Here is a 24439-nt window from a genome sequence, read left to right as displayed (position 1 = left end):
TGCCAGGGTTGACCCCATGGCCGCACAGCACGAGGACCCCCCTGTCGAGATCCCGCTCGGCGCGGGGCTCGCCCGCATCGACGAGGACCGGCACCGCCCCGGGGCGTTCACGCTCGTCGTCGACGGCACGCCGCAGTCGCACGTCGACCTCGACGACCCCACCCACCTGGCGTTCGAGTACGTGCACCGCATCGGACACGCCATCGACCTGCTGCCCGAGGGGCCCGTCACGGCACTGCACCTCGGCGCCGGCGCACTGACCCTCCCCCGCTACGTCGAGGCCACGAGACCCGGCTCACGTCAGCAGGTCATCGAGCTCGAGGCGGACCTCGTCGCGCTGGTGCGGGAGCGGCTGCCCTTCCCGCGGGGCGCCTCCATCCGGGTCCGCTACGGCGACGCCCGCGAGGTCATGGTGAAGCTGCCGGCCGGGCTGCGCGGCACCGTCGACCTGCTCGTGGTCGACGTGTTCGGCGGGTCGCAGATCCCCGCCCACGTCACGTCGCTCGAGTTCTACTCGGCGGCCGCGGAGTTCCTCTCGCCGACCGGCATGCTCATCGTCAACTCCGCCGACGGCGCCGGACTCGCCTTCGCCCGAGGTCAGGCCTCGACGTTGGCGACGGTCTTCGAGCACGTCGCGGCCGTCGCCGACCCCGCCACCCTGAAGGGCAGGAGGTTCGGCAACGTCGTCCTGATCGGGTCGCCGTCGCCGCTGCCCACCGACCGCATGCCGCGCCTGTACTCGTCGGACCCGCTGCCGGCCAAGGTCGTGCACGGCCGCGAGCTGCGCGACTTCATCGCCGGAGCGCCGGTCGTCACCGACGCCACCGCCGTGCCGTCGCCCGAGCCGTCGCGGAGCGTCTTCGGGGCGCGGTAGCGGCGAGTCGGCTCGGAGCCGCTCCACCGGAGACCTCGATCTCTCGAGGAGCTCCGTCAGCTTCTTCGGCTTCTTCCGACCGAAACGACCTCCGTTCGTCGCGATGGGAGGGCGCTCCGTCGTCGCCGGGCGTCTGCTCGCGCGGGTCAGCGGGGGGCGGGGCCGCCGAGGGCGGCGCGGAGGCGGGCCTCGGCGTCATCGGGCGCGGCGGCGGCCTCGGCGTTGGCCTCGGCGACGGCCTTGACGACCTCTTCGCGCTGGATCTTCACGCCGCGCGGGGCGTCGATGCCGATCCGCACGCCGTCGCCGCGCGAGTCGAGCACGGTGATGACGATGTCGTCACCGATGAGGATCCGCTCCCCGACCTTGCGTGTCAACACCAGCATCCGTCCACCTTACCCAGGCTGACGCGCACGACCGGTCTAGAGGGACTCCCGCCACCCGACCGGCACGCCCAGCAGGTGCACCGTGCCCGGCGTCGCGGTGTCGGCCTCGCCCACGACCGCCGCGGCGGCCACGGACGAGACGACCCGCACCTCCTCGACCCAGCGGGCCGTGTCGTCGTGCTTGCGCCCCACGTCGACGGCGACCCACACCTGGTCGGCGGCCATCGACCGCAGGGCGTCGCCGGCCGCGGCGTCCCAGGCGAGCGCGGTGACCACGGCCGTGCCGCCGTTGACCCCCTCGGCCCGCGCCAGGATCGCGCTGCGCCGATCGGCGACGTCGACCGACCGCAGCCCGAACGTCGCCGCCATCTGCGCCGCCACCCGGAACGCGTCGCCCGGGCGGCCCACGACGACGACGAGGTCGCCGGGACCGGTCAGGAGCGCGGGAGGCGCGGGCACGTCGTCGCCGGACCGCGCGACGGATGCGGGGGACGAGGCGACGGCGGCCGCGGCGAGGAACTCCGCGGCGTTCGTCAGGGGGCCCGGTCGCACCTCCTCGACCGCGGCGGCCGCCACGGCGGGGGCGGGAGCGATGCCGTTGAAGGTGAGGTCGTCCATGATCTCGGCGAAGGCGTCGCCCCGGGTCGCCGGCTGGGGCGTCGCGGGCGACGGAGCGGCAGCGGGCGCCGAGGCCGCGGACGCCGCGTCCGCCGCGGCGCGCGCGGCGCGACGGGGGCTGTCGGCAGCCGGGCGACCCCCGGCGAGGACCCGATCGAACGGATCCGCGGGAGCAGACGCCGCGGGAGGGGACGCCGCGGCCGGGGCCTCCGACGCGGGGGTGAACCCGTCGGCGGCGTCGGCGTCGGCCAGCAGCGCGGCGATGCCCGCCCGCGACGCCGACGCGGTGATGGTGACGCGCGCCGACGGCTGGTCGGTCGTCGGGTCGGGCACGTCGACCGTCGCCTCGTAGTGCTTGCGGGCGAAGAGCCCGCCCACTCCCCCGACGGTCACCCGCTGGGCCGCGACGATCCGCGCGCCCGGGCCGTGGGCCTCGCGCACGCGCCGCCGCAGCTCGTCGAGGGAGTCGCCCGTGACGACCACCCGTGTGGGCGCCATCTCAGGCCACGATCGCGTCGCTGGCGCGCACGACGCCCACGGTCTCGATGGTCGACCCGGCCGCCGTCGCCTCCTGGTACGACAGGACCGGCAGGCCGTTCTGCTGCGCCGAGACGAGTCGGTGGATCGCGGGGCGGAGCGCCGGCGCGCAGACGAGCACGGCGCTGAGCCCCTGCGACTCGACCGCCGCCACGGAGTCGCGCAGCGAACCGAGCACCTGCTCGACCCGGTGCCCGTCGAGCAGGATCTGCGTGCCCTGATCCGACGGCCGCAGCCCCTCGAGCATCGACTGCTCGAGACCCGGGTCGATCATGATGACGCGCAGCACGGCGCCGTCGAGGTGACGGGCCGACAGGGCGGGACCGAGGGAGGCGCGGGCCGCCTCGACGAGTCCCTCGGGGTCCGTCGACACCTTGGCGCGCAGGGTCAGCCCCTCGCAGATCCGACCGAGGTCGTTGATCGGCACCCGCTCGGCCAGCAGCCCCTGCAGCACGCGCTGCAGCTCGGCGAGCGACAGCATGCCGGGCACGAGGTCGTCGATCGCCGAGGGGTTGACCTGCTTGACGCCATCGGTCAGCACCCGGACGTCCTCGCGGCTGAGCAGCCGCGCGGCGTTGTCGGCGATGATCGACGAGAGGTGGGTGACGAGCACCGAGACCCGGTCGATCACGGTCGCGCCGGTCATCTCCGCGCTGTGCCGCATCTCGGCGGGCACCCACTTGCCCGCGAGGCCGAACACCGGCTCGACGGTCGCCGTGCCCGGCAGGCCGTCGAGGCCCTCGCCGAGGGCCAGGACCGAGCGAGCCGGGGCCTGGCCGCGACCGGCCTCGACCCCCGCGATGCGGATCGAGTACGTCGAGGGCGGCAGGTCGACGCTGTCCCGGGTGCGCACCGGCGGCACGACGATGCCGAGGTCGACGGCGATCTTGCGCCGCAGCGCCTTGACCCGTCCGAGCAGGTCGTCGGACGACCCGCCGACCATGTCGACGAGGTCGGGCGCGAGCAGGATCTCGAGCGCGTGCACCCGCATCTGCTCGAGCAGGTCGTCGGTGGTGTCGGTGGGGGCGACGACCTCGGCGCGCCGGCTCTCGAGAGCCGCGCGCGCCTCCTCGGCCTTCGCCTTCGCCGCGAGCCGCTGGGCGACGATCAGCAGCGTGACGCCCACCACGAGGAACGCGGCGATGGGCATGCCCGGGATGAACCCCATGCCGATCGCGGCGACCCCGGCGATCCCGATCGCGATGCGCGACTGGCCGAGCTGCGTCGCGGCCTGCGAGCCCATGTCGCTGTCGGCGCCCGATCGGGTGACGATCATGCCGGTCGAGACGGCCATGAGCAGCGCGGGGATCTGAGTGACCAGACCGTCGCCGATGGTCAGCAGCCCGTAGTGGTTCAGGGCCTCGCCGATCGCCATGCCGTTCTGCAGGGCGCCGATCGCGACGCCTCCGACCAGGTTGATGGCGATGATGATGATGCCGGCGATCGCGTCGCCCTTGACGAACTTCGACGCGCCGTCCATCGCGCCGTAGAAGTCGGCCTCGGCGCTGACGTCGGCGCGGCGCTGCTTCGCGACCTCGTCGGTGATCAGCCCGGCGTTCAGATCGGCGTCGATCGCCATCTGCTTGCCCGGCATCGCATCGAGCGTGAAGCGCGCCCCGACCTCGGCCACGCGCTCGGCGCCCTTCGTCACGACGACGAACTGGATGACCACGAGGATCAGGAAGATCACCGAGCCGATGATGATCGATCCGCTGACCGCCACGTGCCCGAAGGCCTCGATGACCTGACCGGCGAATCCCTCGCCGAGCACGAGACGGGTCGACGCGACGTTGAGCCCGAGGCGGAACAGCGTCGCCACGAGCAGCAGCGACGGGAACACCGAGAAGTCGAGCGGCTTCTTCACGAAGAGGGTCGTCAGCAGGATCACGAGCGCCAGCAGGATGTTGAGGATGATCAGCACGTCGAGCATCGGGGCCGGCACCGGCACCACGAGCAGCAGGACGATCCCGACGATGCCCACCGGGACGGCGAGCTTGGGGAGTGTCTTCTTCATCAGGCGGTTCCTCCGGAGGCGGACGGGCGGGGAGCGGGGCGGGCGGTGCGAAGGGCGGCGGGCCCCGGAGGCGCGGGTGCGGCGGACGAGTCGCGCGCGATCCGCAGACGCTGCGGCACCGCCTCGGCCGCGAGCGACCCGGGGGTGAGCACGGCGGCGACCTCGTCGGGCGTGGTCGGACGGGGGTTCGCGTGCGTGCCCGCGACCGCCGACGCGCCGCGCGCCCGGAGGGCCATGACGAAGGTCAGCACCCGGGCGACCGGGGTGTAGAGGTCGACGGGGATCTCGTCGCCGAGACCGCAGTTCGCGTGCAGGGCCCGGGTCAGCGGGACGTCCTCGACGAGGGGGACGCCGTCGGCCGCGGCCTTCTCGCGGATGCGGGCGGCGGTCGCGCCCGCGCCCTTCGCCACGACGCGCGGGGCGGAGCGACCCGGTTCGTACCGGATCGCGACGGCGTAGTCGGTCGGGTTGACCATCACCACGTCGGCGTCGGCGATGGAGGCCATCATGCGGTTGCGGCTCATGGCGAGCTGCCGCGAACGGCGCTGCGACTTGACCAGGGGATCGCCGTCGGTGCTCTTGTTCTCGTCGCGCACCTCCTTCTTGGTCATGCGGGTCTTCTTGCGGTTGCGGCGCATGACGACGAAGACGTCGGCCGCGGCGAGCACGAGACCGGCGACGACGGCGGCCTGGAGGAGGATCGCCGTGCCCGAGGTCGCCTCGTCGAGCAGCGCCGAGACGCTCAGCCCGCCGCCGCTCATCAGCACCGGCATGAGCCCCTGGATGGCCATCCACAGCACGAGCCCGACGACGGCGGTCTTGATCAGGGCCTTCGCGCCGTTCCACAGCGCCTGCCCGCCGAACGTCGTCTTCAGACCGTTGATCAGGTTGAACTGCTCGTAGTTGCCCGTCATCCGCTTGATGTGGACGCCGCCCTGCACGATCGCGGTGAGGAGCACCACGACGCCGACGACGGCGAGCATCGGGCCGATCGTCGCCGCCATCGAGCCGACGCCGTCGCCGAGCAGGGTCACGACGGTCTGCGCGTCGGGGTCCCGGATGGCCTGACCGATCGAGAGGAGCTGATCGGTGCCGGCCTCGGCGCCGCGCTCGATCGTCGTCGGGATCATGACGGCCGCGGCGCCGACGCCGAGCCAGGCGCTGAGGTCCTGCGAGCGCGAGAGCTGGCCCTTGGAGTGGACCTCCTTCATCCGCTTCTGCGTTGCGTCCTCGGACCGCTCGCCGGAGTCGTCGGCCATGCCTACCTCACCCCCGTGAGCAGATCGGCGGCGTCGCCGGACAGGTTCTGCACGACGCTCGGCAGCGCCAGGAAGACCCCGCCGGCCAGCATGACCGTCATGAGGATCTTCAGCGGGAAGCCCATCGCGTAGGCGTTCAGCGCGGGCGCGACCCTGCTGAGCAGGCCGAGCCCCACATCGGCCAGGAACAGCACGACGCAGAGTGGACCGGCGATCTGCAGGGTCGCGAGGAACATCTGCGTGACGCCGTCGGCCATGAGCCCCACCGGGTCGGTCAGGTCGATGCCGAGACCGAGCGGCACGGCGTCGAACGACCGGGTCAGGCCGCCGATGATCAGCTGGTACCCGCCCGTCGCGAACAGCAGCGCCAGAGCGGTCATCTGGAAGAGCCGCGTGAACTGCGCGCCGTTGATCATCGACTGCGGGTCGAACGCCTGCGCCAGGGTGAACCCGCCGAACAGGTCGATGAGGCTGCCCGCCGCCTGCACCGCCGAGAACACCAGGAAGACGAGGAACCCCAGCACGGCGCCGACCACGATCTCGAGCACGAGCGCGACGACGAACGGCCCGGTGGCGAGCGACTCGTAGCCGGGCGAGACCCGCGGCGCGACGGCGAGCGCGAGCCCCAGCGCCAGCATCGCCTTCACGCGACCGGGGAAGGCCCGGTACGAGAACGGCGGCGCGATGACGATGAAGGCGGTCATCCGCACGGCGGCGAGCAGCGTCGCTTCGAGGCCGCTGAGGTCGAGGTCGAGGTCCATGGGCGCGCTCAGCCGCCCGAGAGCAGCTGCGGGATGCGGTCGAACACCGCATGGGTGAACGTCACCATCTCGCTGATCATCCAGTGCCCGCAGACGAGGAGCGCGATGCCGACGGCGACGGCCTTCGGCACGAACGAGAGCGTGACCTCCTGGATCTGCGTGATCGACTGCAGCAGAGAGATCGCGAAGCCGACGACGAGCGAGGTGATGAGCACCGGCGCGGCGAGCTTCGCGGTGATGACGAGGGCCTGCATCGAGATGTCGAGGACGGCGTTCGAGTCCATCAGGCGGTCACCTGATAGCTCTCGATGAGACTCGTGATGATGAGCCCCCAGCCGTCGACCAGCACGAACAGCAGGATCTTGAACGGCAGCGAGATCATCACCGGCGGGAGCATCATCATGCCCATCGACATGAGGGCGGCGCTGACGACGAGGTCGATGACGAGGAACGGGATGAAGATGACGAAGCCGATGATGAACGCGGCGCGCAGCTCGCTGATCATGAACGACGGGATGAGCGTCAGCATGGGCACGTCGGCCTGGCTGTCGGGGTTCGGCTGGTCCGCCGAGCGCGTCATCAGCGCCAGGTCCTCCTGGCGGGTGTGGGCGAGCATGAACTCGCGGAGCGGCGCGCTGCCGGCGTCGACGGCGGCTGGGAAGTCGATCGTCCCGTCGAGGTAGGGCTGCACCGCGTCGACGTTGATGTGCTCGAGGATCGGAGCCATGATGAACAGGCTGAGGAACAGCGCGAGCCCGGCCAGCACCTGGTTCGGCGGGATCGACGGCAGCGCGAGCGCGTTGCGGGTCATCGCCAGCACCACGAAGATCTTCGTGAACGACGTCATCATCAGCAGCAGCGCCGGGGCGACGCTGAGCAGCGTGATGCCGAGCAGCGTGACGACCGCCGTGCTCGGGGCGCCGTCGGGGCCGTTGATGTCGATGTTCAGACCACCCGTGCCGCCGCCGTCGGGTTCGGTCTGATCGTCGTCGGTGAAGTCGGTCGGCGTCGTGCCGGTGGAGCCCTCGGTGCCCGGGGCGTCGGTGCCGGGATCGACCGGCGCCGTGGGAGCGGTGGGCTCGACGGGCGCGGCGAGGGCCGTCTGACCGATCAGCATGATGAGACCCGACGCGACGATCATCGCGAGCAGGGCGACGACGACGGTGCGCGCGAGGCGGGTGTCGGCGAAGCGCAGCGGGGCGGCGCCGACGGGCGCGGCGCCGAGGGCGTGGCGGGCGAGACGGCGCCGGTCGGCGAGCGGCGCGACCCGGGCGGTGGAGTGACGACCGGTCGTCGCACGACCGTGCAGCCCGTCACGGACCGTGGGGCCGACGAGACGGGCGATGGCGGTGACGAAGGAGGCGCGGGTCGTCCGGGCGGACGGGGCGCGGAGGGTCATCCGGCTCGCCCGCTGCGGAGGGCGGCCGCCGCCTGACGCCAGGTGCCGGGCGAGAGGATCGAGCCGTCGAGCGCCTCGGCGGTGCGACCGCGGCGACGGGCCGCGACGTCGCGGGGGGCGCGCTCGCGGACGACCGTGGCGCGGCGGGCCGCACCCCGCGGTCGGAGCATCGGCGCGTCGGCGGCCGATCCGCGGGCGGGCTCGGCGACCGGTGCGGCGATGGGGGCGGCGTGGGCGGAGAGGACGGCTGCGAAGGCGGGGGCCGAGGAGGCGGCGGACGACGGGAGGGGCGCGATCGGGGTGACCCGCGCCTCCTGAGCCGCCGGAGGCGCGTCGCTCGAACCGGCCACGAGCTCGAGGGCGACCGGTTCGACCGGCCGGTCGGAGGCCGCCAGCACGGTGACGGACGCGTCGGTGACGCCGAGCACGAGCCGCTCGCCCTCGACGTCGACCACGACGACGCTGGCCTTCGCGCCGATGCCCTGGCGCGCGACGACCGTCACCTGAGACGTCTGACGACCGGAGCGGCCGCCCGTGACGATGCGCTTCTGCAGGACGTAGAGCAGGGCGAGCACGACCCCGAGCGACAGGACGACACGGAGCCCGACGAAGACCGCGTCCACGATCAGAGGACGCCGTCGGCGACGTCGAGGATGGTCGTGATGCGGACCGCGTAGTCCTGGTCGACCACGACGACCTCGCCGTGGGCGATGAGCCGGCCGTTGAGCAGGACGTCGGCGGGCGCGCCGGCCGAGCGGTCGAGCTCGACGACCGCGCCGGGCTCGAGACCGAGGACGTCGCGCACCGACATGCGGGTGCGGCCGATCTCGACCGTGAGGGCCATCTCGACGTTGTTGATGCGACCGAGGTTGCCCGCGATCGACGAGAAGAGGGGAGCGGCGCGGTCGACCGGCGCCGAGCCTCCGACCGTTCCGTTCTCGCGGAGGCGGATCGCGAACCAGCCGGCGGGCGCTCCCGCGGCCGTGAGATCGAAGACCACGGTGTCGGGGTCGGCGAGGAGCGCCTCGGCCGGCTCGCGACGGCTTTCGCCGAGGACGCCGGCGCCGAGCACCGACGTCGCCGCCTCGAGCGCGGGGCGCAGCACGTCGGTGATCGAGACCAGGGGGTTGTCGGTGCCGGCGGCCGCGCCGAGACGGTCCATGTCGACGAGCACGAGCGCCGTGTCGGCCGACACCCCGCCGACGAAGGAGGTGACGACGACCGTGGAGGCGGCGGTCCGGTTCTCGGAGGCCAGCGCGGTGTCGAGGAGGACGGCCCGCAGCGGCGTTGGCGTCGGCAGCTTCGCGACCAGGGCCTCGGCCGCCGCGGTGTGCAGGGTGATGGTCGTGGCGGTCATGAGGTTCCTTCTTCGGTGCCGGTGAGGGAGGTGGAGACGACGATTCCGGCCAGACGCGAGCCGTTCGCGCCCACGGCCGCGCGGCCGACGGGCTGACCGTCGACGCGGATCTCGAGGGGGCGGGACTGCGGGTGCGGCAGGGGCAGCACGTCGCCGACGGCGAGACCCAGCACGACGCTCGGCAGCACCGCGGCCGGCGCGAACTGCAGCGAGACGCCCACCGGGACCGAGGCGAGCTGCGCGCCGAGCAGACGACGGGCCTCGGCCGCGCCGACCGCGGGGGTCGCATCGCCCAGCTGCGGCAGCAGCACCTCGGCGGGGAGCGCGACCGTGGCCGTCGACGGTCGGTCGGCCACCCGGATGGTGAAGATCGCGACGATCATCAGGTCGGACTTCTGCGCCGCCTGCGCGAACTGCGAGTTGTACTGGAAGCCGCCCACGCCGATCTGATCGACGAGCATGCCGCCGAACGAGTAGCGGAGATCGTCGAGGGCGTCTTCGATGAGACGACGCACGAGGGCCTGCTCGATGGGCGTGAAGGTGCGCTCGGGGGTGACCGGGGGCTTCGCCGCGCCCAGCATGTGACCGACCCAGGCCAACGCGGCCGACGCCGGGAACTGCACGACGGCCTTCGGCCCGACGCCCTCGAGAGGGCAGAGCACCATGGCCGTCGTCGCCGGCAGCGACGCCGCGTACTCGTCGTAGGTCAGCATCTGGACGCTCTCGCAGGTGACCTGCGACAGCACGCGGACCTTCGCGGTCAGCTGCGTGCCCCACTGACGGGCGAACGTCTCGAACGCCAGCTCGAGCGCCCGCGAGTGCTCGCGCGCCAGCGTCGTCGGGCGGCGGAAGTCGTAGACCTCGACCGTCTTCGGCGGGCGCGCCGACGAGCCGACGGTCGGAGCCGGTGCGGGAGCGTCGAGGAGGGTCACGGACGGACCTATCGACCCGCGCCTCCCGGGCGTTAGAGAACGGTGATCAGTGCCCCCCGGACTGGGCCCCCTCGTCGTCGTGGGCCTTCTCGGGCTCGTCGGCCGACTCGTCGGAGGGCGCCTCGGCCGGCGCCTCCGCGATCGGGGCGGTCTCGGCGGCGACGTCGTTCCGACCGGCGGTCACCGCGCCCCCCGCCCCCTCGGCCGCCTTCTGCAGCTCGGGCAGCAGGGCGCTGACGTCGTCGGACTGGTTCGAGAGGACGACGATGTCGACGCGGCGGTTCGCGGCGAGATCCGCTGCGGAGCCACCGGCGGCGAGCGGCCGCGACGACCCGAAGCCGACGGCCTGGATGTGCTCGACCGGCATGCCGCCGCGCTCGACCAGATCGCGCAGCACCTGCGTGGCACGCGCCGACGAGAGCTCCCAGTTCGTCGCGAACGGAGCCGTCGAGCTGCGCTGGTCGGCATGTCCCTCGACCGACACGTCGTGCTGCGCCGTGCGGAGCACCGGGGCGATCGCGTTCATCACCCGCGTCGCCTCGCCGCTGAGATCGGCGCTGTTCGTTCCGAAGAAGGTCTCGGAGCCGACCAGGCGCACGGTCAGACCGCGCGCGTCCGTCGCGAACTGCACGTCGGCGCTCAGCCCGGACCCCTCGAGGTTCGCCGCGATGGCCGCCTTGATCGCCGTCAGGTCGTCCAGCTCGCTCTTCGCCAGCGCCTCGGACGTCTCGGTCCCCTCGCCCGTCTCGGCCTCGCCCGACGCCGCCGCCTCGGCCATGTCGCTCTCGTCGCCCACCGAGTAGCCGTCGCCCTCGGGCGTCACCTGATCCACCGGCACGACGGTGCCCGACGCCGAGTCGATCGCCCCGACCTCGGTCTGACCGAAACCGGTCGCGAGGGAGTTGCGGAGCGCGACGTACTTGTCCTGATCGACCGTCGACATCGCGTAGAGCACGATGAACATGCACATGAGCACCGTGATCATGTCCATGTACGAGGCCATCCAGCGCTCGTCGGGGTGCTCGTCCTCGGCGTGCGCCTTCTTCTTCCGCCCGCCGCGCGAGCCGCTCATGCTGCGAGCTCCTGCTCGCTCTTCGCCTTCTTGCCGGACTCGAGCGAGTGCGACGGCACCATCGCCTTGAGGCGTTCGCCGAGGAGGCGCGGCTGGCTCCCGGCCTGCACCGCCAGCACCCCTTCGAGCAGCAGCGTCATGCGGGCCTCGTCGAGATCGGCGAGCTTCCGCAGACGCGCACCGATCGGCAGCCAGAGGAAGTTCGCGGTGAGCAGGCCCCACAGCGTCGCCACGAACGCGGCCGCGATCATGTGACCGAGCTCGTCGGGCTCGGCGAGGTTCTCGAGCACGTGCGTGAGGCTGACGACCGTGCCGACGATGCCGACGGTCGGCGCGTAGCCGCCGAGGCTCATGAAGAACTTCGACGCCGTGCGATCGGCCGCGAGACGCGACTCCATCTCGTCCTCGAGCAGGATGCGGAGCTCCTCGCCGTCGGTGCCGTCGGCGATGTTCTGCAGCGCGCCCTTCATGAACGGATCGTCGGTCTTCTCGGCCTCCGCCTCCAGCGACAGCAGCCCCTCGCTGCGCGCCTTCTCGGCGAGCGCCACGACGCCGTCGATCACGGACTGCGGCGGCACCACCTTGCCGGTGAAGGCGCGGGGGATCTTCGTGAAGCTGAGCAGGGCGTCCTTGATCGTCGTACCGGCGATGCCGACGCCGATCGTCGCCCCGAAGACGAGGATGATCGGCGCGGGCAGCAGCAGACCCATGAGGTTCACGCCCTCGAGCTGGATCATGCCGAAGAGCGCCCCGAAGGCGAGGACGATGCCGATTATGGTCGCGGGATCCACGGTCAGCGCCCTGCGTCGGCCGGGGTGGCGGCGGGGGCGGCCGGGGTCGGCTCGTCTGCGGAGGCCGGACGGAGGTCGCTGACCCGACCCGCGCCTCCTGAGCCTCGGACGAGCCCGCGCTGCGGACCGGTGCCGGTGCGCGTGCCGAGCGGCTGCGCGGAGGGCGACGTCGCATGCGGCTCGTCGTAGGCGATCGAGACGATGCGAGCCCGGTAGCGGGCGATCATCTCGATGACCTCGGACATCGGCTCGGTCACGATGTACTTCGCCCCGTCGACCATGATCAGCGTCGTGTCGGGCGTCTCGTGGATGCGCTCGATGAGGTCTGGATTGACAGCGAATCTGCTGTCGTTGAGTCGCGTGACGACGATCATCGGCCCGTCCTAGGTCTGTGTTCTCCGCCTCCATCCGTGGGGGCGGGGTGGCCTCCCGTCCTGGGTGGCTGGAGGGGACTATCGGCAGGGGGCGGGCGGGCGTTAGGTGCATGGCGCCGGGTGGCGTCGTCGAGTGGTCGGTTCTTGTCCTTCCGCACACCACGAAGGACAAGAACCGACCAGTCGATCCTGAGCGGCGGGGAGATGGGCGGCTCGGCGTGACGCGTCGACGGCTGAGGCGACACGAGCGTTCAACACCGGGCTGGCAGGATGCTGCGGTGACCGATACCCCCGCGAACGACGGCACGCGCGACGCCACCCCTGTCGCCCGGCCCTCCTCCCCCACGACCGCCTCCCCCGCGACGGGCCCGACGAGCCCGACCGGCTCGACGTACTCGACGCCCGACTCGACCGGGCTGGACGCCGCACTGTCGCGCGACACGGCGACGCCGCTGGTCGACGACCCGGCCCTGACCGAGAACATCGCGACCGTCGACGCCAACCGCCACACCCTCGTCGAGAACGTCATGGGCGTCGTGACCGGGGTGTTCCTGGCCTCGTTCGGCCTCTACCTGCTCAAGGAGAGCGGATCGGTCTCGGGCGGCACGGCGGGCATCGCCCTGCTGCTGAGCTACGCGACGCACATCTCGTTCGGCGTGCTGTTCTTCGCCGTCAACATCCCGTTCTTCGCCCTCGCCCTGTGGAAGAAGGGACTCGGCTTCACCCTCCGCACGACGCTGACCGTCGCCCTCGTCTCGGCGTTCTCGTACCTGCACCCGCTCGCGATCGACATCGACGGCCTCAACCCCGTCTACGGCACCCTCGGCGGCAACCTCATCGTCGGCGTCGGCCTGCTGATCCTGTTCCGCCACGGGGCGAGCCTCGGCGGCATCAACATCCTCGCCCTCGTGCTGCAGGAGAAGCTCGGCTGGCGGGCCGGCTACGTCCAGATGGCCGTCGACGTCGTCATCGTCGCGCTCTCGCTCACCGTCGCGTCGCCCTGGGTCGTGCTGCTCTCGGCCGCCGGCGCCGTCGTGCTGAACCTCGTGCTCGCGCTGAACCACAAGCAGGGGCGGTACCTGGGCCGCACCTGACGGACGGCGGGCGCGGCCGGACCGGACCGGACCGGCCCCGCCCGCGACCGGGCTCAGACGAGCCCCAGCGACCTCAGCACAGCGGTCAGCCACGTGACGACGACATCGCGCTGCAGCGCCGCGACGATGGCGATCACCAGCTGCAGCAGCGCCATCACGTTGGCCAGGGCGATCCGCCGCAGCGCCGTCGACGGCGGCACGAGCGCGATCGCTGCCAGGGTCACGAGCACGAACGTGTTGCCGGCCGAGTTCATCGGCACGGTGCCGATGACGAACCCGATCAGGACCGACGCCAGCAGCAGCGTCGCGATGACCCCGCCGGCCAGACGGCGGACGACCGCGGTCATCAGCCACGCGCTCGCCACCGGCGCGAGCAGCAGCAGCCCGAACGGCGTCGTGAACAGCGACGAGAAGATCGACCAGCGCGAGCCGTCGTAGTCGAGGGCGCTGCGGAACGCCCCGAGGGGATCGCCGCCGAAGCTCCACTGCACGAACACGAGGGCGGCGAGCGCCGACAGCGTGGGGAACACCAGCACCAGCGCATGCGCCCGACGCACGCCCACCTGATGCCGACCGTGCGTCAGGAAGGGCACGGTCAGCACGGCGGCCGTCGCATAGAGCAGCCCGTTGGGGTCGGTGAGCGTCGCGAGCATGAGCAGGATCCCCGCCCGGAAGCCGGACTGCGTGTTGCGGTACGTCACGAAACGCACCACGTCGGTCATCGCGAGACCGAAGAACGCGATCCCGAGGAACGCGGGCAGGTTCTCCGTCGCCAGGAAGAAGAACAGCGGGTTCGCGACGAGGGCCAGCGTCAGGGCCGTGACGGTCGACGCGTGGAAGCCCCGCTGCACCATCAGCTCGATCATGGCGTGCACCACGACGCCCGCGCAGAGGGCGCCCACGAGCGACAGGCCGAACGCGCCTCCGGGGACGACCGCGGCGAGCACGCCGCTGATCGGCGGGAACGTGTCGCCGAGCCAGGCCGCCCCCGACCCCGTCCAGTCGACGGTCGCGGCGCGCACGTCGAGCAGGGTGTTCGCCGAGATCGCGGCGGGCACCCCACCGACCTCGAGCAGGATCGCCACGACCACGAACGGGACGGCGAGCAGCAGCCGCAGGGCGGTCCGCCCGGCCAGCGTGCCGGGGAACGACTCGTGCGTCATGCCCGCCAGCACCGAGGCGTACCGGCGCTCCTCGACGAGGGCCCGCAGCGCCCGGGCGCGCGCGGTGCCCCGCGGTCGCCGGGACGGGGCCTCGGGAGGCTCAGGAGGCGCGGGTCGACGCATCCTCGTCGGTCGCCGGAGGAGCGGGATGGTCAGATCGACGCCGACCGAGGAGGCGCGGGTCGGGAGGACCGGGGCGACCGCCTCGTCGACGCGGGCGGGGACCGGAGCCGGCACCGCGCCTCCTGCCGGGATCGTCGCGACCTCCGCGGTCTCAGGACGTGTGAGCGGTGAGGCCATGCTCGGTCTTCTCCCAGTAGTGCGGACGGGTCAGCAGTTGAGCGAGCGCCTTGTAGGCGGCGACGGAGTGGAGGATCCAGTAGACGGGGTTGAGGAGCGCCCAGTGGATGAGGTGGAACGTGCCGCGCTTGTACGGCCCCATCATCGAGAGGTAGACCATGATCCCGTTGCCGATCACGAAGTTGAACAGGCAGATCCAGAGCACCCACGCCGGGAACAGAGCCGAGAGCCAGGCGGAGGGCAGCAGCAGGGCGACGATCGTGCCGAGGTACGACGGCAGCACGCCGAGGAACGTCGCCGGAGTCCCCCCGATCAGCAGGGCGAACGAGGCGAAGCGGACCACCCCGATCTGCCGGATCAGCTGCAGCGGTCGGCGCGCGTGCACCAGCGTCGTCTGCATGTAGCCCTTGATCCAGCGGCTGCGCTGGCGGACGAAGTTCGGGATCGAGGTGTTGGCCTCCTCCATGGTCGTCGAGTTGATGACGCCGACCCGGTAGCCGAGGGCGCTCGCGCGGATGCCGAGATCGGCGTCCTCGGTGACGTTGTAGGGATCCCAGCCGCCGAGCCCGATGAGCGCCTCGGTGCGGAAGTGGTTCGACGTGCCGCCGAGCGGGATGGGCAGATCGGCGTGGTCGAGCCCGGCGAGCATGTAGTCGAACCAGTAGCTGTACTCGAGGGTGAACATGCGGGTCAGCGCGTTCTCGGTCGCGTTGAAGTAGTTCAGGGCCGCCTGGACGCAGACGGTGCGCTCGCCGCCGCGCTCGAAGGCGATGACGGCCTTCTTGAGCTGATCGGGGTCGGGGGTGTCCTCGGCGTCGTAGATCACCAGGAAGTCGCCCGACGCCAGGTAGAGACCGACGTTGCAGGCCCGCGGCTTCGTCTGCGGGTGGCCCTTCGGCACCGTGACGACGTGGAAGTGCGCCGGAGGGTCGGCGGCGGCGATGGCGTCTCGCGTCGCGTCGTCCTCCTCCTCGATGAGGATGAGGACCTCGAGCTTCTCGAGCGGGTAGTCGAGCCCGCCCAGGTTGTCGATCAGCTGCGCGACGATGTTCGCCTCGCGGAACACGGGTACGAGGACCGTGTACCGGGGCAGGTCGGCGTCGTCGACCGCCGCGACCTCGGCGTCGCTGATCCGCTCGACGACGTCGAACCGGGCGCCCCGCATGGCGACGACGAACTTGAACCCGGTGCCCAGCAGGAACACGACGCTGACGACGGCGATCAGGGTGCTGGCGAGAGCGGCCGGCCACAGGACGCCGGTCACGAGCCCGACCAGCGCGAGGACGACGCCGCCCGCCTTCTGCCCGCGCGAGAACACCACCCGCGCCGAGAGCGCCGGGTTGGCCCGGTACAGGTCGTTCGCCGCGCTGTCGGCGACGATCTCGTCGAAGACGCGGATGGTGGCGTTCTTGATGCCCCAGGTCGACGCCACCCGGAACTCCACCGGGGCGCCGAGCTCGCGCTCGAGGTCGGCCTGCCAGTCGGGGCTGGGGCGTCTCGCCGAGGCGACGACGACGGTGCCGTCGCGGCGGCGGTGCACGGGCATCCAGTCCTCGGCGATGTAGCGCTGTCCCGACCCCGACCGGACGAGCTCGACGTCGAACCGGGCGGTCTCGGTGTCGACGATGTCGAGGCCCCACGAGCGGGCGACGAGACGCTGCAGGTCGCGGGCGTCGACCACGCCGAGCTGGACCAGCATCTCGTCGAGACCGCTGCCCGTGCGGGCGGCCGCGAGCAGCGCCTCCTCGATCTGCGGCTCGGTGGCGACGCCGGAGGCCAGGAGGAGGTCGGTGTAGTCGGCGTCGCCGGTCGTCAGACGGGTCGGGTCGAGGGTCATGGGGTTCACGGTGTCCCCGCAAAGGAGGACCGGGCACCCCCCTAACGAGTCGGATCGACTCGTTGTCACCCTGATTGGGGCCGACCGTGAACCCCGAAGGGGACGGCTTGTCCCCCGGACGAACCTCACATCCGTCCGACGAACGAGTCGTCCCCTCCGCGAACCCGCTGGCCGTCAGCGCTTCAGGTTCGTGAGCTCCTGCAGCACCTCGTCGGAGGTGGTGATGATGCGGGCGTTCGCCTGGAATCCGCGCTGGGCGACGATCAGGTTCGTGAACTCCTGCGACAGGTCGACGTTGCTCATCTCGAGCGTGCCGCTCGTCAGCGAGCCGACGCCGGGCGAGCCGGGGACGCCGACCTGCGGGTCGCCCGAGTTGGCGGTCGCGCGGTAGCCCGACGAGCCGGCCTTCTCGAGACCGCCCGCGTTGGCGAACGTGGCGAGCGCGATGCGGCCGACGGCGAGCGACTCCCCGTTGCTGAACTGGCCGACGAGGGTGCCGTCCTTCGAGAGCGAGAAGCCCTGCAGGGTGCCGGCCTCGCGGCCGTTCTGACCGGTGACGGCGACGGTGTTGAGCGTCGCGAAGCCGGTGATGCCGCCGAGGTCGACGCGGACACCGTCGACGGTGAGGGTGGCGTTGTCGTTGGGCTGCCGACCCTCCGTGCCGAAGGTGAGCGCCGTCGCGGGCGCGCCCGCCTGGTCGCCGCCGCGGACGGTCCAGCCCTGCGCCGTGCGGGTGAAGGTCAGCTCGAGCGTGCGCTCGTTGCCGGTGGCGTCGTAGACCTTGGTGTCGCGGACGACCGTGCCCCCGACCGCGGTGTCCGAGGGCAGGTTGCCGCTCAGCGTCGCCGCGGTGGTCGGCCGGGCGGGGGCCGCGCCGTCGAGGGGCAGCGTGATGTCGCCCATCGCGCCGCCGTCGTTGACGACCCCGTTCGTGGCCGAGTAGCCCTGGACGATCTTGCCGTCGGCCGAGGTGAGTCGCCCCTGCGCGTCGAAGTCGAACGCGCCGGCGCGGGTGAACACCGTGTCGTTGCCCAGGCGGGTCACGAAGAAGCCGTCGCCCGAGATCATGAGGTCGGTGGCCTTGCCCGTGGCCTGAGCGGAGCCCTGCGCGAAGTTGGTCGAGATGCCCGCGACCTGCACGCCGAGACCGACCTGCGCCGGGTTCGTCCCGCCGAGACCGGTCTGCGGGCCGCCGGCGCCCTGGGTCATCTGCGACAGGGTGTCCTGGAACTGCGTCGTCGACCCCTTGAAGCCGGCGGTGTTGACGTTGGCGATGTTGTTGCCCGTGACGTCGAGCATGGTCTGGTGCGAGCGGAGGCCGGAGATGCCGGAGTAGAGCGAGCGGAGCATGAGTGCTGCCTTTCGGAGGAAGAAGGAGGGGGACGAGAGCGTGAGGGGGATCAGGAGGAGGTCGACGCGGAGATGCCGGAGATGAGATCCAACGCGACCTCCTTCCCGGCGACGGTGACCGTGGGGACGGCGTCGGCGAACGAGACGCTGGTGGCCGTGCCGGTGACGGGCTTGCCGTCGGCACCGAGGTAGCTGACCTCGCGACCGACCATGCTCGACGCGGCGATCCGCATCTGCAGCGAGAAGCCCTCGGTCGCCGTGGTGGTCTGGTTGGTGATCTGCTCCATCATCGCCAGCTGGGTCGTCTGACCGATCATGGCGTTGGTGTCCATCGGCGACGACGGATCCTGGTTCTTCAGCTGCGAGACGAGCAGCTGCATGAACATCTCGCTGTCCATGTTCTGCTTCGGGGTGCGGATCGAGGAGTTCGCGAGCGCCGAGGCCACGCTCGCGGGGTCGACGCTTCCGCTGATCTGGTCGATGGAGGGCATGTCGGGGTCCGTTCAGGCCAGGACGTCGAGCGACGTCGTCGTGAGGGAGGCGCGGGTCGGGTCGGTCGCGAGCTGCGGACCGTCGGCACCGGGGTCGAGGGGGGCGCGGGATGAGCCGGGCGCGCCGGACGGGTCGTCGCCGCGATCGGCGCCGGTGCCGGTGCCGTTCTGGAGGGCGTTCTGCAGGGCGTTCTGGGCGGCGCTCTGACCGCGGGGGTCGGAGGGCTGGTTCTGGCTCGACAGGTCGATGCCGACCTGGAGACCCGCGCCTCCCATGTCCCGACGGAGGTCGGGGATGATCGCCCGGACGGCGTCACGCGCGGCGTCGGAGCCGGCGAACATCTCGACCTGCATGCCGGTCGCCGAGACGTGGGCGCGCACGGTCACGGGACCGAGCGCCTCGGGGGCGACCGTCACCGTCACCGTGTGGGTCCCGTGACCGGCCGACGCGAGCGAGAACAGGGGCCGGACGAGCTGCTGGCCGAGTGGAGCCGGCGCGGGGGCCGGGGACTGGCTGGTCGAGGCGGCCGGAGGCGCGGTGAGGGCGGACGGGCCGGTCGGCACCGCCGAGGGAGCGGGGAGGGCGCCGGGTGCTCCGGCGGCGGTCGGGGCTGCGGATCGATCGCCCGAGGTGCTCACGGCATCGTCGCCCGCAGCCGAGGAGGCGCGGGTCGACTGTGCAGCCGCGCCGACCATGATCGGCGTCTCGGTCGCAGGGGGCGCCGTGAGCGTCGGGGACGCCCCGCCCGGGTGCGCCGACGGGGCGGGGGGCGGGGTCGGGGTCAGCGGGGTCGGGGTCGCGGTGGCTTCGGCAGTGGCTCCGCGGGCGGGGTGTGCGCTCGGAACAGCTGTTGCGCCTGCATGCGCAGCACCCGGGACGGTTGCGGTTGCGGTGGCGGGAGCGACGGCGGCGACGGCGGGGGCGGGGACGGCGGGGGCGGGGGCCGAGGGCGCGGAGGCCTCGGCAGCGGCTCCGCGAGCGGAGTGTGCGCTCGGAAGAGCTGTTACGCCTGCATGCGCAGCAGCCGGGGTGGTGGCGGGAGCGACGGTGGCCGGGGTGGTGGCGGGAGCGACGGTAGCCGGGGTGATGGTGGCGGGAGGAGCGGGTGCGGGGGCGCTCTCGGCGGCTGCTGCGCCTGCATGCGGAGCGACGGGTGACCCGGCCGGTGCGCTGCCGGAAGGCGTCACGACTGCATGCGGAGCAAGCGGAGTCAGGGAGGACCCCGGAATCGGGCTGGCCTGACCGACTCCGGCGTCGGGCACGCGCGCCGACGGCGACGCCGCGGCTGTTGCGGACGTCGACTCTGTCGCGGGCGTTATCACTATCGCGGGCGCCGCGACTGTCGCAGACGCCACCGCTGTCGCGGACGCCGCTGCAGTCGCCACCGCCGCTGTCGCAGACGCGGGCCCCGGCTCGGACGCAGACGCAGACGCGAGCACTGGCGCCAGCGCGGACGCGGACGCGGACGCGGACACCGACACCGACACCGACGCCGACGCCGACGCCGACGCCGACGCGAGCATCGTCGCCGACGCGGACCCGGACTCCGACGGGAACGGCGCCGTCGTCGTCGCTGACGTCGACGCCTCTCCGGTGATGAGGTCGGTGCCCGGGACGGATCCGGGGGTGAGCGTCGCCGACTCGGATCCCCGGGTCGGGTCGTTCGACGAGGGAGCCTCGGCGGAGGCCGACCCGACGCGGACGGACGGCGACGGGGCCGCCGTCACCTGCGCGGGGACGGATGATCCGGGCCCGCTCGATCCGATCCCGATCGTGCCTGACACGGCCGGACCGGACGCAGCCGAGCTGGACGAGCCGGCACCGGCCGGGACCGCGCCGAGGAGGGCGAGGGCCCCGGAACCGTCGACGAGCGGCCCCGACGAACCGGCGAGCGACGAACCGCTCGGATCACCGAGCGAACCGGCCGTCCGGCGGTCGGGGACGACCGCATCCCTCGCGTCGACGTCGGACTCGGCGGAGTCGCGCGCACCGGAACGGCTCGCAGCAGAACCGGACGCAGCAGACCCCGACGCAGCATGACCGAGCCCAGCAGAACCGGACGCAGCAGGACCGGGCGTGGCAGGGGCGGGCGTGGCAGGGGCGGCCGACAGCATCGCCGCGCCGAAGGCTCCGTCGGCCCTCGCGCCTCCGGCCGAGGCACCCGACGCCCGTCCACGACCGGACGCCGCAGCATCGATCGACGGCGCCGCGAACGGCAGCGTGCGGAGGCCCGTCACGAGACCGCCCCCGCCCGCATCAGCTGCTGCAACGCCGCGGTCGTCATGTCGGTGCCCGCGAAGGCCGCCGACCCGACGCTCGCGACACCGGCGCTCGCCGCCGCGGTCGCCGGGACCACCCGGCGGATGGTCGACAGGTCAGCGTCGCTGTACCAGTTGTTCACGATCTGGACGTCCTTGCCGGGACGGGGCGCGTGCAGGACCTTGCCGTCCCCGACGTAGATCACGATGTGCCCCTCGCCCTTGGGCACGATGAGGTCCCCGGGGCGCGCGTCGGCGAGTGAGGCGACCTCGGCGCCCATCCGGGCCTGGTCGGGCACGACGCGCGGCATCGCCACCCCGAGATCCTTGAACACCGTCTGCACGAGACCGGAGCAGTCCATGCCGGTGCGGTCCTCTCCCCCGAACACGTACGGCACGCCGAGGTACTTCTCTGCCCCCGCCACCACGTCCGACCCGACGGCTCCGCTGCCGGACGCGATCGCACCCTTCACCGCATCGACCGACGTCGACGGGACCCCCGAGGCTGCACCGGCGAGACCGGCGCCGGAGGCGGCACCCGCGCCCGCGGCACCCGCCGTGCCCGCAGCACCCGCGGCACCCGGCAGCCCGAGCGCCGCAGCCGCCGCGGCGGCGGACCCCGCCGAGCCGAGCGTGTTGCCGGTCGCCGACAGGGCCGATGCGAACGCCGACGCGGACCCGCCCGACGCGGCCGACCCCGAGGCGCCCGACGCCGCGGACGCCGCCGCGGCACGACCGGTGACACCGGCCCGGATCTGCTCCATCTGCGATCGGATGTCGTCGATCCTCGACAGGACCTCGCTCACGGGACTCATGACGCGCCTCCTCGGCTCTGCGATGCGATCTCGTCGAGCACGGTCTGCTCGGCCCGCAGGTCGTCGGCCGCGGTCGTGGCGGCGTGCTGCTCTTCGAGCTTCTCGAGCGATAGGGCCGCCCGGCGGGCCTCGGTGTACGCGCGCTGCGCCTCGTCGGCCTCGACCCGGCGGCGCTCGGCCACGGCGTCGAGCTCGGTCAGCATGCCGCGGGTCGACGCCCGCGCCGCCGCGATCGCACTGAGCATCGCCGCGTCGGACACCTCGACCGGGCCGTCGTCCAGCGTGCGCCGGGCCGCCATCCGCCGATCGGACGCCTCGCGCAGCCGCTCGTTCGCGTCGGCCAGCGTCGCCGCCGCCTGCCCCTGCTGAGCGTGACGGAGACGGAGGAGCCCGAGGAGCGAGAACACGCGCGCCATCACACGCCCCCGAGCCGCTGGGTGAGACGGGCCAGGCGATCCCACGACTCGGCCGACGACGACTGCTCGTCCATGCCCTGCTGCAGGAACGCGTCGATGGCCGCCTGGTTGTCGACCGCCGCGTCGACCAGCGGGTTCGCCCCGCGCTGGTAGGCGCCGACGTCGAGGAGGTCCTGCGCCGCCCGGCGGGCGGCCATCACCCGGCGGAGCGTCGTCGCGGCGGTGCGCTGCGGCGGCGTCGTCACCTTCGAGGCCACGCGCGACACCGAGCCGAGCGCGTCGACCGACGGGAAGTGCCCGGTCACGGCCAGCTTGCGATCGAGCACGACGTGACCGTCGAGGATGCTCCGCGCCGCGTCGGCGATCGGCTCGTTGTGGTCGTCGCCGTCGACGAGGACCGTGTACATGCCCGTCACCGAGCCGACGCGGTCGGTCCCGGCGCGCTCGAGCAGCCCGGCCAGCACCGAGAACGTCGACGGCGGGTAGCCGCGGGTCGCCGGGGGCTCCCCCACCGACAGGCCGATCTCGCGCTGCGCCATGGCGACGCGGGTCAGCGAGTCCATCATCAGCATCACGTCGGCGCCCGCGTCGCGGAACGACTCCGCGATGCGCGTCGCGACGAACGCCGCCCGCAGACGCATCAGCGCCGGCTCGTCGCTTGTCGACACGACGACGATCGAGCGGGCGAGGCCCTCGGCGCCGAGGTCGTCCTCGAGGAACTCCCGCACCTCCCGGCCGCGCTCGCCGACGAGGGCGACCACGCTCACCTCGGCGTCGGAGCCGCGGGCGATCATCGACAGCAGCGACGACTTGCCGACGCCCGAGCCGGCGAACAGGCCGACGCGCTGGCCCTTGCCGACGGTCGTCAGGGTGTCGAGGACGCGGACGCCGAGCTGCAGCGGGGTGTCGATGCGGGCACGGTGCATCGCCGACGGGGTCTCGTGGTCGAGCGGCACCAGATCGGCCGGTCGACCGTCGGCGCCGACCAGCGGGCCCCGGCCGTCGATCGGACGCCCCAGACCGTCGAGCACCCGCCCGAACAGCCCCGCACCCGTCGGGACGAGCAGCGGCCGCCCCGTCGAGCGGGCCGGCGTGCCCGAGGTGATCCCGGCCAACCGCCCGAGCGGCATGCAGCGGACGCCGTCGGGCGTCGTCGCGACGACCTCGGCGAGGTTCGACCCGTCGGTCGCCTCGCCCACGCTGACCACGTCGCCGACGGCGGCGTCGAGCCCGATCACGGTGATGCCGAGACCGACGGCGGCGCTGACCCGACCGACCCGCTGGGGGCGGGCGGCGGAGCGGGCGGCCGCGAGACGGAGCGCGACGGAGCTCTCGGCGGAGGTCTCGTCGGAGCGACCGACCGGGCGCGCGGCGACGGCCCGGGGTGCGAGCGTGCCGATCACGACGCCGCTCCCGTCGAGGCGGGGCCCAGCAGGGCGCGGCGGGCGCGGTCGAGCGCGGTGCCCAGACGCGCATCGATCAGCCCGGCCGGCAGGTCGGCCTCGGCGTCGCCCCGCGCCAGCGACGCGTCGGGCGCGAACACCGCACCGGGAGCCGAGGAGGCGCGGGTCGACTCGTCGAGGAGCGCCAGGTCGAGCGGGTGCATCCGGATCGTCGTCACGACGCCTCCGGCCGCCCCGTCGAGGGCACGCGCGACGGCGGCCCGGGCGGTGCGTCCGACACGAGGGTCGGCGCCGGGCTCGGCGGGCGCGACGGCCGGGGCGTCGATCCCGCATGCAGCGCCGTCGGCGGCGGCGGGACCGGCGCCGGCGGCATCGGCGGCGCCATCGGCGCCGGCGGGACCGGCGGGCGCGGCCGGGCTCGACTCGGGCTCGGAGGCGCGCAGTTCGTAGCCGACCACGGCCTCGGCGAGTTCGAAGGCGGAGGCGACCAGCGCCTCCTCGGCGTCGGCGACCGTCCGCACCACGCAGGCGTCGAGAGCGCGTGCTGCGGCGCTCAGCGCGTCCGCGGCGGCCAGCGCATGGGCCTGGAGCCGCTGCACGAGATCGGAGTGCTCGGCCTCGAGCACGGCCCGGCGGGCGGTCAGCTCGAGCTCGGCGGCGCGGAGCCCCGCGGCGTACCCGGCGGCATGACCTCGGGCCTCGGCACGGACGTCGTCGGCCTCGCGAGCGGCCGCGCGGTCGGAACCGGGGCCGACGAGCGACGGGTACACGACGCGCGCGACGGAACCCGGCGCGGTGGCCGGGGCGTTCATCACGGATTCGAGCATCACGAGCCGTTCGGCGATTCGAGGACGACGGCCGATCCGTGGCCAGGGGGAAGCGAGCGATCCGTGCTCGACTGCGACTCTCGACCGGCGCCCCCGCCGCGTTAGCGCCC

At 72.9% G+C, this 24439-nt stretch carries 24 protein-coding genes; 2 read left to right on the top strand and 22 right to left on the bottom strand.

The window, feature by feature from the left end:
• Positions 1-16: 16 nt before the first annotated feature.
• On the top strand, positions 17-874 hold the full coding sequence (locus ASF89_RS02845) for a spermidine synthase (protein WP_055799840.1): 858 nt from the start codon (positions 17-19) through the stop codon (positions 872-874).
• 146 nt (positions 875-1020) lie between these two features.
• Here ASF89_RS02845 and csrA read toward each other — a convergent pair whose 3' ends face one another.
• The 13 genes from csrA to ASF89_RS15285 all read right to left on the bottom strand — a co-directional run bounded on the left by csrA (position 1021) and on the right by ASF89_RS15285 (position 12374).
• The gene (gene csrA, locus ASF89_RS02840; protein WP_055799837.1) at positions 1021-1260 is read right to left on the bottom strand and encodes a carbon storage regulator CsrA; all 240 of its coding nucleotides are present in this window, start codon (positions 1258-1260) and stop codon (positions 1021-1023) included.
• A gap of 36 nt (positions 1261-1296) precedes the next feature.
• On the bottom strand, positions 1297-2376 hold the full coding sequence (locus ASF89_RS02835; protein ID WP_055811933.1) for a hypothetical protein: 1080 nt from the start codon (positions 2374-2376) through the stop codon (positions 1297-1299).
• A gap of 1 nt (position 2377) precedes the next feature.
• Complete coding sequence (locus tag ASF89_RS02830; RefSeq protein ID WP_055811930.1) at positions 2378-4429, bottom strand: flagellar biosynthesis protein FlhA; 2052 nt, start codon at positions 4427-4429, stop codon at positions 2378-2380.
• Positions 4429-5688 (bottom strand): flagellar biosynthesis protein FlhB, encoded by a 1260-nt coding sequence (locus tag ASF89_RS02825; protein ID WP_082489734.1) that lies wholly within the window; start codon positions 5686-5688, stop codon positions 4429-4431. Before ASF89_RS02825 ends, ASF89_RS02830 begins: the two co-directional genes overlap by 1 nt.
• 2 nt (positions 5689-5690) lie before the next feature.
• Positions 5691-6449 carry a flagellar biosynthetic protein FliR gene (locus ASF89_RS02820; protein WP_055799826.1) on the bottom strand — a complete coding sequence of 253 codons (759 nt, stop codon included), beginning with the start codon at positions 6447-6449 and terminating at the stop codon, positions 5691-5693.
• Between the two features lie 8 nt (positions 6450-6457).
• The gene (gene fliQ, locus ASF89_RS02815) at positions 6458-6733 is read right to left on the bottom strand and encodes a flagellar biosynthesis protein FliQ (RefSeq protein ID WP_055799821.1); all 276 of its coding nucleotides are present in this window, start codon (positions 6731-6733) and stop codon (positions 6458-6460) included.
• Positions 6733-7590: a flagellar type III secretion system pore protein FliP gene (fliP, locus tag ASF89_RS02810; RefSeq protein ID WP_235484006.1), complete on the bottom strand. Its 858-nt coding sequence runs from the start codon at positions 7588-7590 to the stop codon at positions 6733-6735. Before fliP ends, fliQ begins: the two co-directional genes overlap by 1 nt.
• 254 nt (positions 7591-7844) lie before the next feature.
• On the bottom strand, positions 7845-8471 hold the full coding sequence (locus ASF89_RS02805; protein ID WP_055811927.1) for a flagellar biosynthetic protein FliO: 627 nt from the start codon (positions 8469-8471) through the stop codon (positions 7845-7847).
• A 2-nt stretch (positions 8472-8473) separates the two neighbouring features.
• Positions 8474-9205, bottom strand: coding sequence for a flagellar motor switch protein FliN (gene fliN, locus ASF89_RS02800; RefSeq protein WP_055799815.1), 732 nt, complete (start codon positions 9203-9205; stop codon positions 8474-8476).
• Positions 9202-10137, bottom strand: a complete 936-nt coding sequence (locus tag ASF89_RS02795; protein ID WP_055811923.1) for a flagellar motor switch protein FliM — start codon at positions 10135-10137, stop codon at positions 9202-9204. Before ASF89_RS02795 ends, fliN begins: the two co-directional genes overlap by 4 nt.
• A gap of 46 nt (positions 10138-10183) precedes the next feature.
• The gene (locus ASF89_RS02790) at positions 10184-11209 is read right to left on the bottom strand and encodes a flagellar motor protein MotB (RefSeq protein ID WP_082489732.1); all 1026 of its coding nucleotides are present in this window, start codon (positions 11207-11209) and stop codon (positions 10184-10186) included.
• On the bottom strand, positions 11206-12000 hold the full coding sequence (locus tag ASF89_RS02785; protein ID WP_055799808.1) for a motility protein A: 795 nt from the start codon (positions 11998-12000) through the stop codon (positions 11206-11208). Before ASF89_RS02785 ends, ASF89_RS02790 begins: the two co-directional genes overlap by 4 nt.
• Before the next feature lie 2 nt (positions 12001-12002).
• Positions 12003-12374, bottom strand: coding sequence for a flagellar FlbD family protein (locus tag ASF89_RS15285; RefSeq protein ID WP_082489731.1), 372 nt, complete (start codon positions 12372-12374; stop codon positions 12003-12005).
• A gap of 416 nt (positions 12375-12790) precedes the next feature.
• Here ASF89_RS15285 and ASF89_RS02775 point away from each other — a divergent pair, with 416 nt between their 5' ends.
• A complete protein-coding gene (locus ASF89_RS02775) occupies positions 12791-13468 on the top strand; it encodes a YitT family protein (RefSeq protein WP_369814533.1) in 678 nt (225 codons plus the stop codon).
• A 53-nt stretch (positions 13469-13521) separates the two neighbouring features.
• Here ASF89_RS02775 and ASF89_RS02770 read toward each other — a convergent pair whose 3' ends face one another.
• From ASF89_RS02770 to ASF89_RS02725, 9 genes are all read right to left on the bottom strand, one after another.
• Positions 13522-14931: a hypothetical protein gene (locus tag ASF89_RS02770; RefSeq protein WP_156463302.1), complete on the bottom strand. Its 1410-nt coding sequence runs from the start codon at positions 14929-14931 to the stop codon at positions 13522-13524.
• Positions 14906-16768: a glycosyltransferase gene (locus tag ASF89_RS02765; RefSeq protein ID WP_082489730.1), complete on the bottom strand. Its 1863-nt coding sequence runs from the start codon at positions 16766-16768 to the stop codon at positions 14906-14908. The genes ASF89_RS02770 and ASF89_RS02765 overlap by 26 nt, the downstream gene beginning before the upstream one ends.
• 174 nt (positions 16769-16942) lie before the next feature.
• Positions 16943-18118 carry a flagellar hook protein FlgE gene (locus ASF89_RS02760; RefSeq protein ID WP_055811917.1) on the bottom strand — a complete coding sequence of 392 codons (1176 nt, stop codon included), beginning with the start codon at positions 18116-18118 and terminating at the stop codon, positions 16943-16945.
• Between the two features lie 50 nt (positions 18119-18168).
• Positions 18169-18609: a flagellar hook assembly protein FlgD gene (locus ASF89_RS02755; RefSeq protein ID WP_055799798.1), complete on the bottom strand. Its 441-nt coding sequence runs from the start codon at positions 18607-18609 to the stop codon at positions 18169-18171.
• A 12-nt stretch (positions 18610-18621) separates the two neighbouring features.
• Positions 18622-19305 (bottom strand): flagellar hook-length control protein FliK, encoded by a 684-nt coding sequence (locus tag ASF89_RS02750; RefSeq protein ID WP_055811914.1) that lies wholly within the window; start codon positions 19303-19305, stop codon positions 18622-18624.
• 1538 nt (positions 19306-20843) lie between these two features.
• Positions 20844-21683 carry a C40 family peptidase gene (locus tag ASF89_RS02740; RefSeq protein ID WP_055799786.1) on the bottom strand — a complete coding sequence of 280 codons (840 nt, stop codon included), beginning with the start codon at positions 21681-21683 and terminating at the stop codon, positions 20844-20846.
• Entirely contained in the window at positions 21680-22099 is a 420-nt protein-coding gene (locus ASF89_RS02735) for a flagellar FliJ family protein (protein WP_055811908.1), read from the bottom strand. Before ASF89_RS02735 ends, ASF89_RS02740 begins: the two co-directional genes overlap by 4 nt.
• On the bottom strand, positions 22099-23499 hold the full coding sequence (locus tag ASF89_RS02730) for a FliI/YscN family ATPase (protein ID WP_082489824.1): 1401 nt from the start codon (positions 23497-23499) through the stop codon (positions 22099-22101). Before ASF89_RS02730 ends, ASF89_RS02735 begins: the two co-directional genes overlap by 1 nt.
• On the bottom strand, positions 23499-24317 hold the full coding sequence (locus tag ASF89_RS02725) for a hypothetical protein (RefSeq protein ID WP_156463301.1): 819 nt from the start codon (positions 24315-24317) through the stop codon (positions 23499-23501). Before ASF89_RS02725 ends, ASF89_RS02730 begins: the two co-directional genes overlap by 1 nt.
• Between the last annotated feature and the right edge of the window lie 122 nt (positions 24318-24439).

The sequence above is a fragment of the Frigoribacterium sp. Leaf172 genome (assembly GCF_001424285.1).
Taxonomy (GTDB): domain Bacteria; phylum Actinomycetota; class Actinomycetes; order Actinomycetales; family Microbacteriaceae; genus Frigoribacterium.
This window is presented reverse-complemented; position numbering and strand designations above follow the sequence as displayed.

Excerpts from the sequence above, each read along its gene's own strand:
- csrA (WP_055799837.1), bottom strand. The coding sequence starts at position 1,260 with ATGCTGGTGTTGACACGCAAGGTCGGGGAGCGGATCCTCATCGGTGAC.
- ASF89_RS02740 (WP_055799786.1), bottom strand. The coding sequence starts at position 21,683 with ATGAGTCCCGTGAGCGAGGTCCTGTCGAGGATCGACGACATCCGATCG.
- ASF89_RS02845 (WP_055799840.1), top strand. The coding sequence starts at position 17 with ATGGCCGCACAGCACGAGGACCCCCCTGTCGAGATCCCGCTCGGCGCG.
- ASF89_RS02765 (WP_082489730.1), bottom strand. The coding sequence starts at position 16,768 with ATGACCCTCGACCCGACCCGTCTGACGACCGGCGACGCCGACTACACC.
- ASF89_RS02750 (WP_055811914.1), bottom strand. The coding sequence starts at position 19,305 with ATGGTCGGCGCGGCTGCACAGTCGACCCGCGCCTCCTCGGCTGCGGGC.
- fliQ (WP_055799821.1), bottom strand. The coding sequence starts at position 6,733 with ATGGACTCGAACGCCGTCCTCGACATCTCGATGCAGGCCCTCGTCATC.
- ASF89_RS02790 (WP_082489732.1), bottom strand. The coding sequence starts at position 11,209 with ATGAGCGGCTCGCGCGGCGGGCGGAAGAAGAAGGCGCACGCCGAGGAC.
- ASF89_RS02735 (WP_055811908.1), bottom strand. The coding sequence starts at position 22,099 with ATGGCGCGCGTGTTCTCGCTCCTCGGGCTCCTCCGTCTCCGTCACGCT.
- ASF89_RS15285 (WP_082489731.1), bottom strand. The coding sequence starts at position 12,374 with ATGATCGTCGTCACGCGACTCAACGACAGCAGATTCGCTGTCAATCCA.
- fliP (WP_235484006.1), bottom strand. The coding sequence starts at position 7,590 with ATGATCGTCGCGTCGGGTCTCATCATGCTGATCGGTCAGACGGCCCTC.
- ASF89_RS02830 (WP_055811930.1), bottom strand. The coding sequence starts at position 4,429 with ATGAAGAAGACACTCCCCAAGCTCGCCGTCCCGGTGGGCATCGTCGGG.
- fliN (WP_055799815.1), bottom strand. The coding sequence starts at position 9,205 with ATGACCGCCACGACCATCACCCTGCACACCGCGGCGGCCGAGGCCCTG.
- ASF89_RS02820 (WP_055799826.1), bottom strand. The coding sequence starts at position 6,449 with ATGGACCTCGACCTCGACCTCAGCGGCCTCGAAGCGACGCTGCTCGCC.
- ASF89_RS02760 (WP_055811917.1), bottom strand. The coding sequence starts at position 18,118 with ATGCTCCGCTCGCTCTACTCCGGCATCTCCGGCCTCCGCTCGCACCAG.
- ASF89_RS02825 (WP_082489734.1), bottom strand. The coding sequence starts at position 5,688 with ATGGCCGACGACTCCGGCGAGCGGTCCGAGGACGCAACGCAGAAGCGG.
- ASF89_RS02770 (WP_156463302.1), bottom strand. The coding sequence starts at position 14,931 with ATGGCCTCACCGCTCACACGTCCTGAGACCGCGGAGGTCGCGACGATC.
- ASF89_RS02835 (WP_055811933.1), bottom strand. The coding sequence starts at position 2,376 with ATGGCGCCCACACGGGTGGTCGTCACGGGCGACTCCCTCGACGAGCTG.
- ASF89_RS02755 (WP_055799798.1), bottom strand. The coding sequence starts at position 18,609 with ATGCCCTCCATCGACCAGATCAGCGGAAGCGTCGACCCCGCGAGCGTG.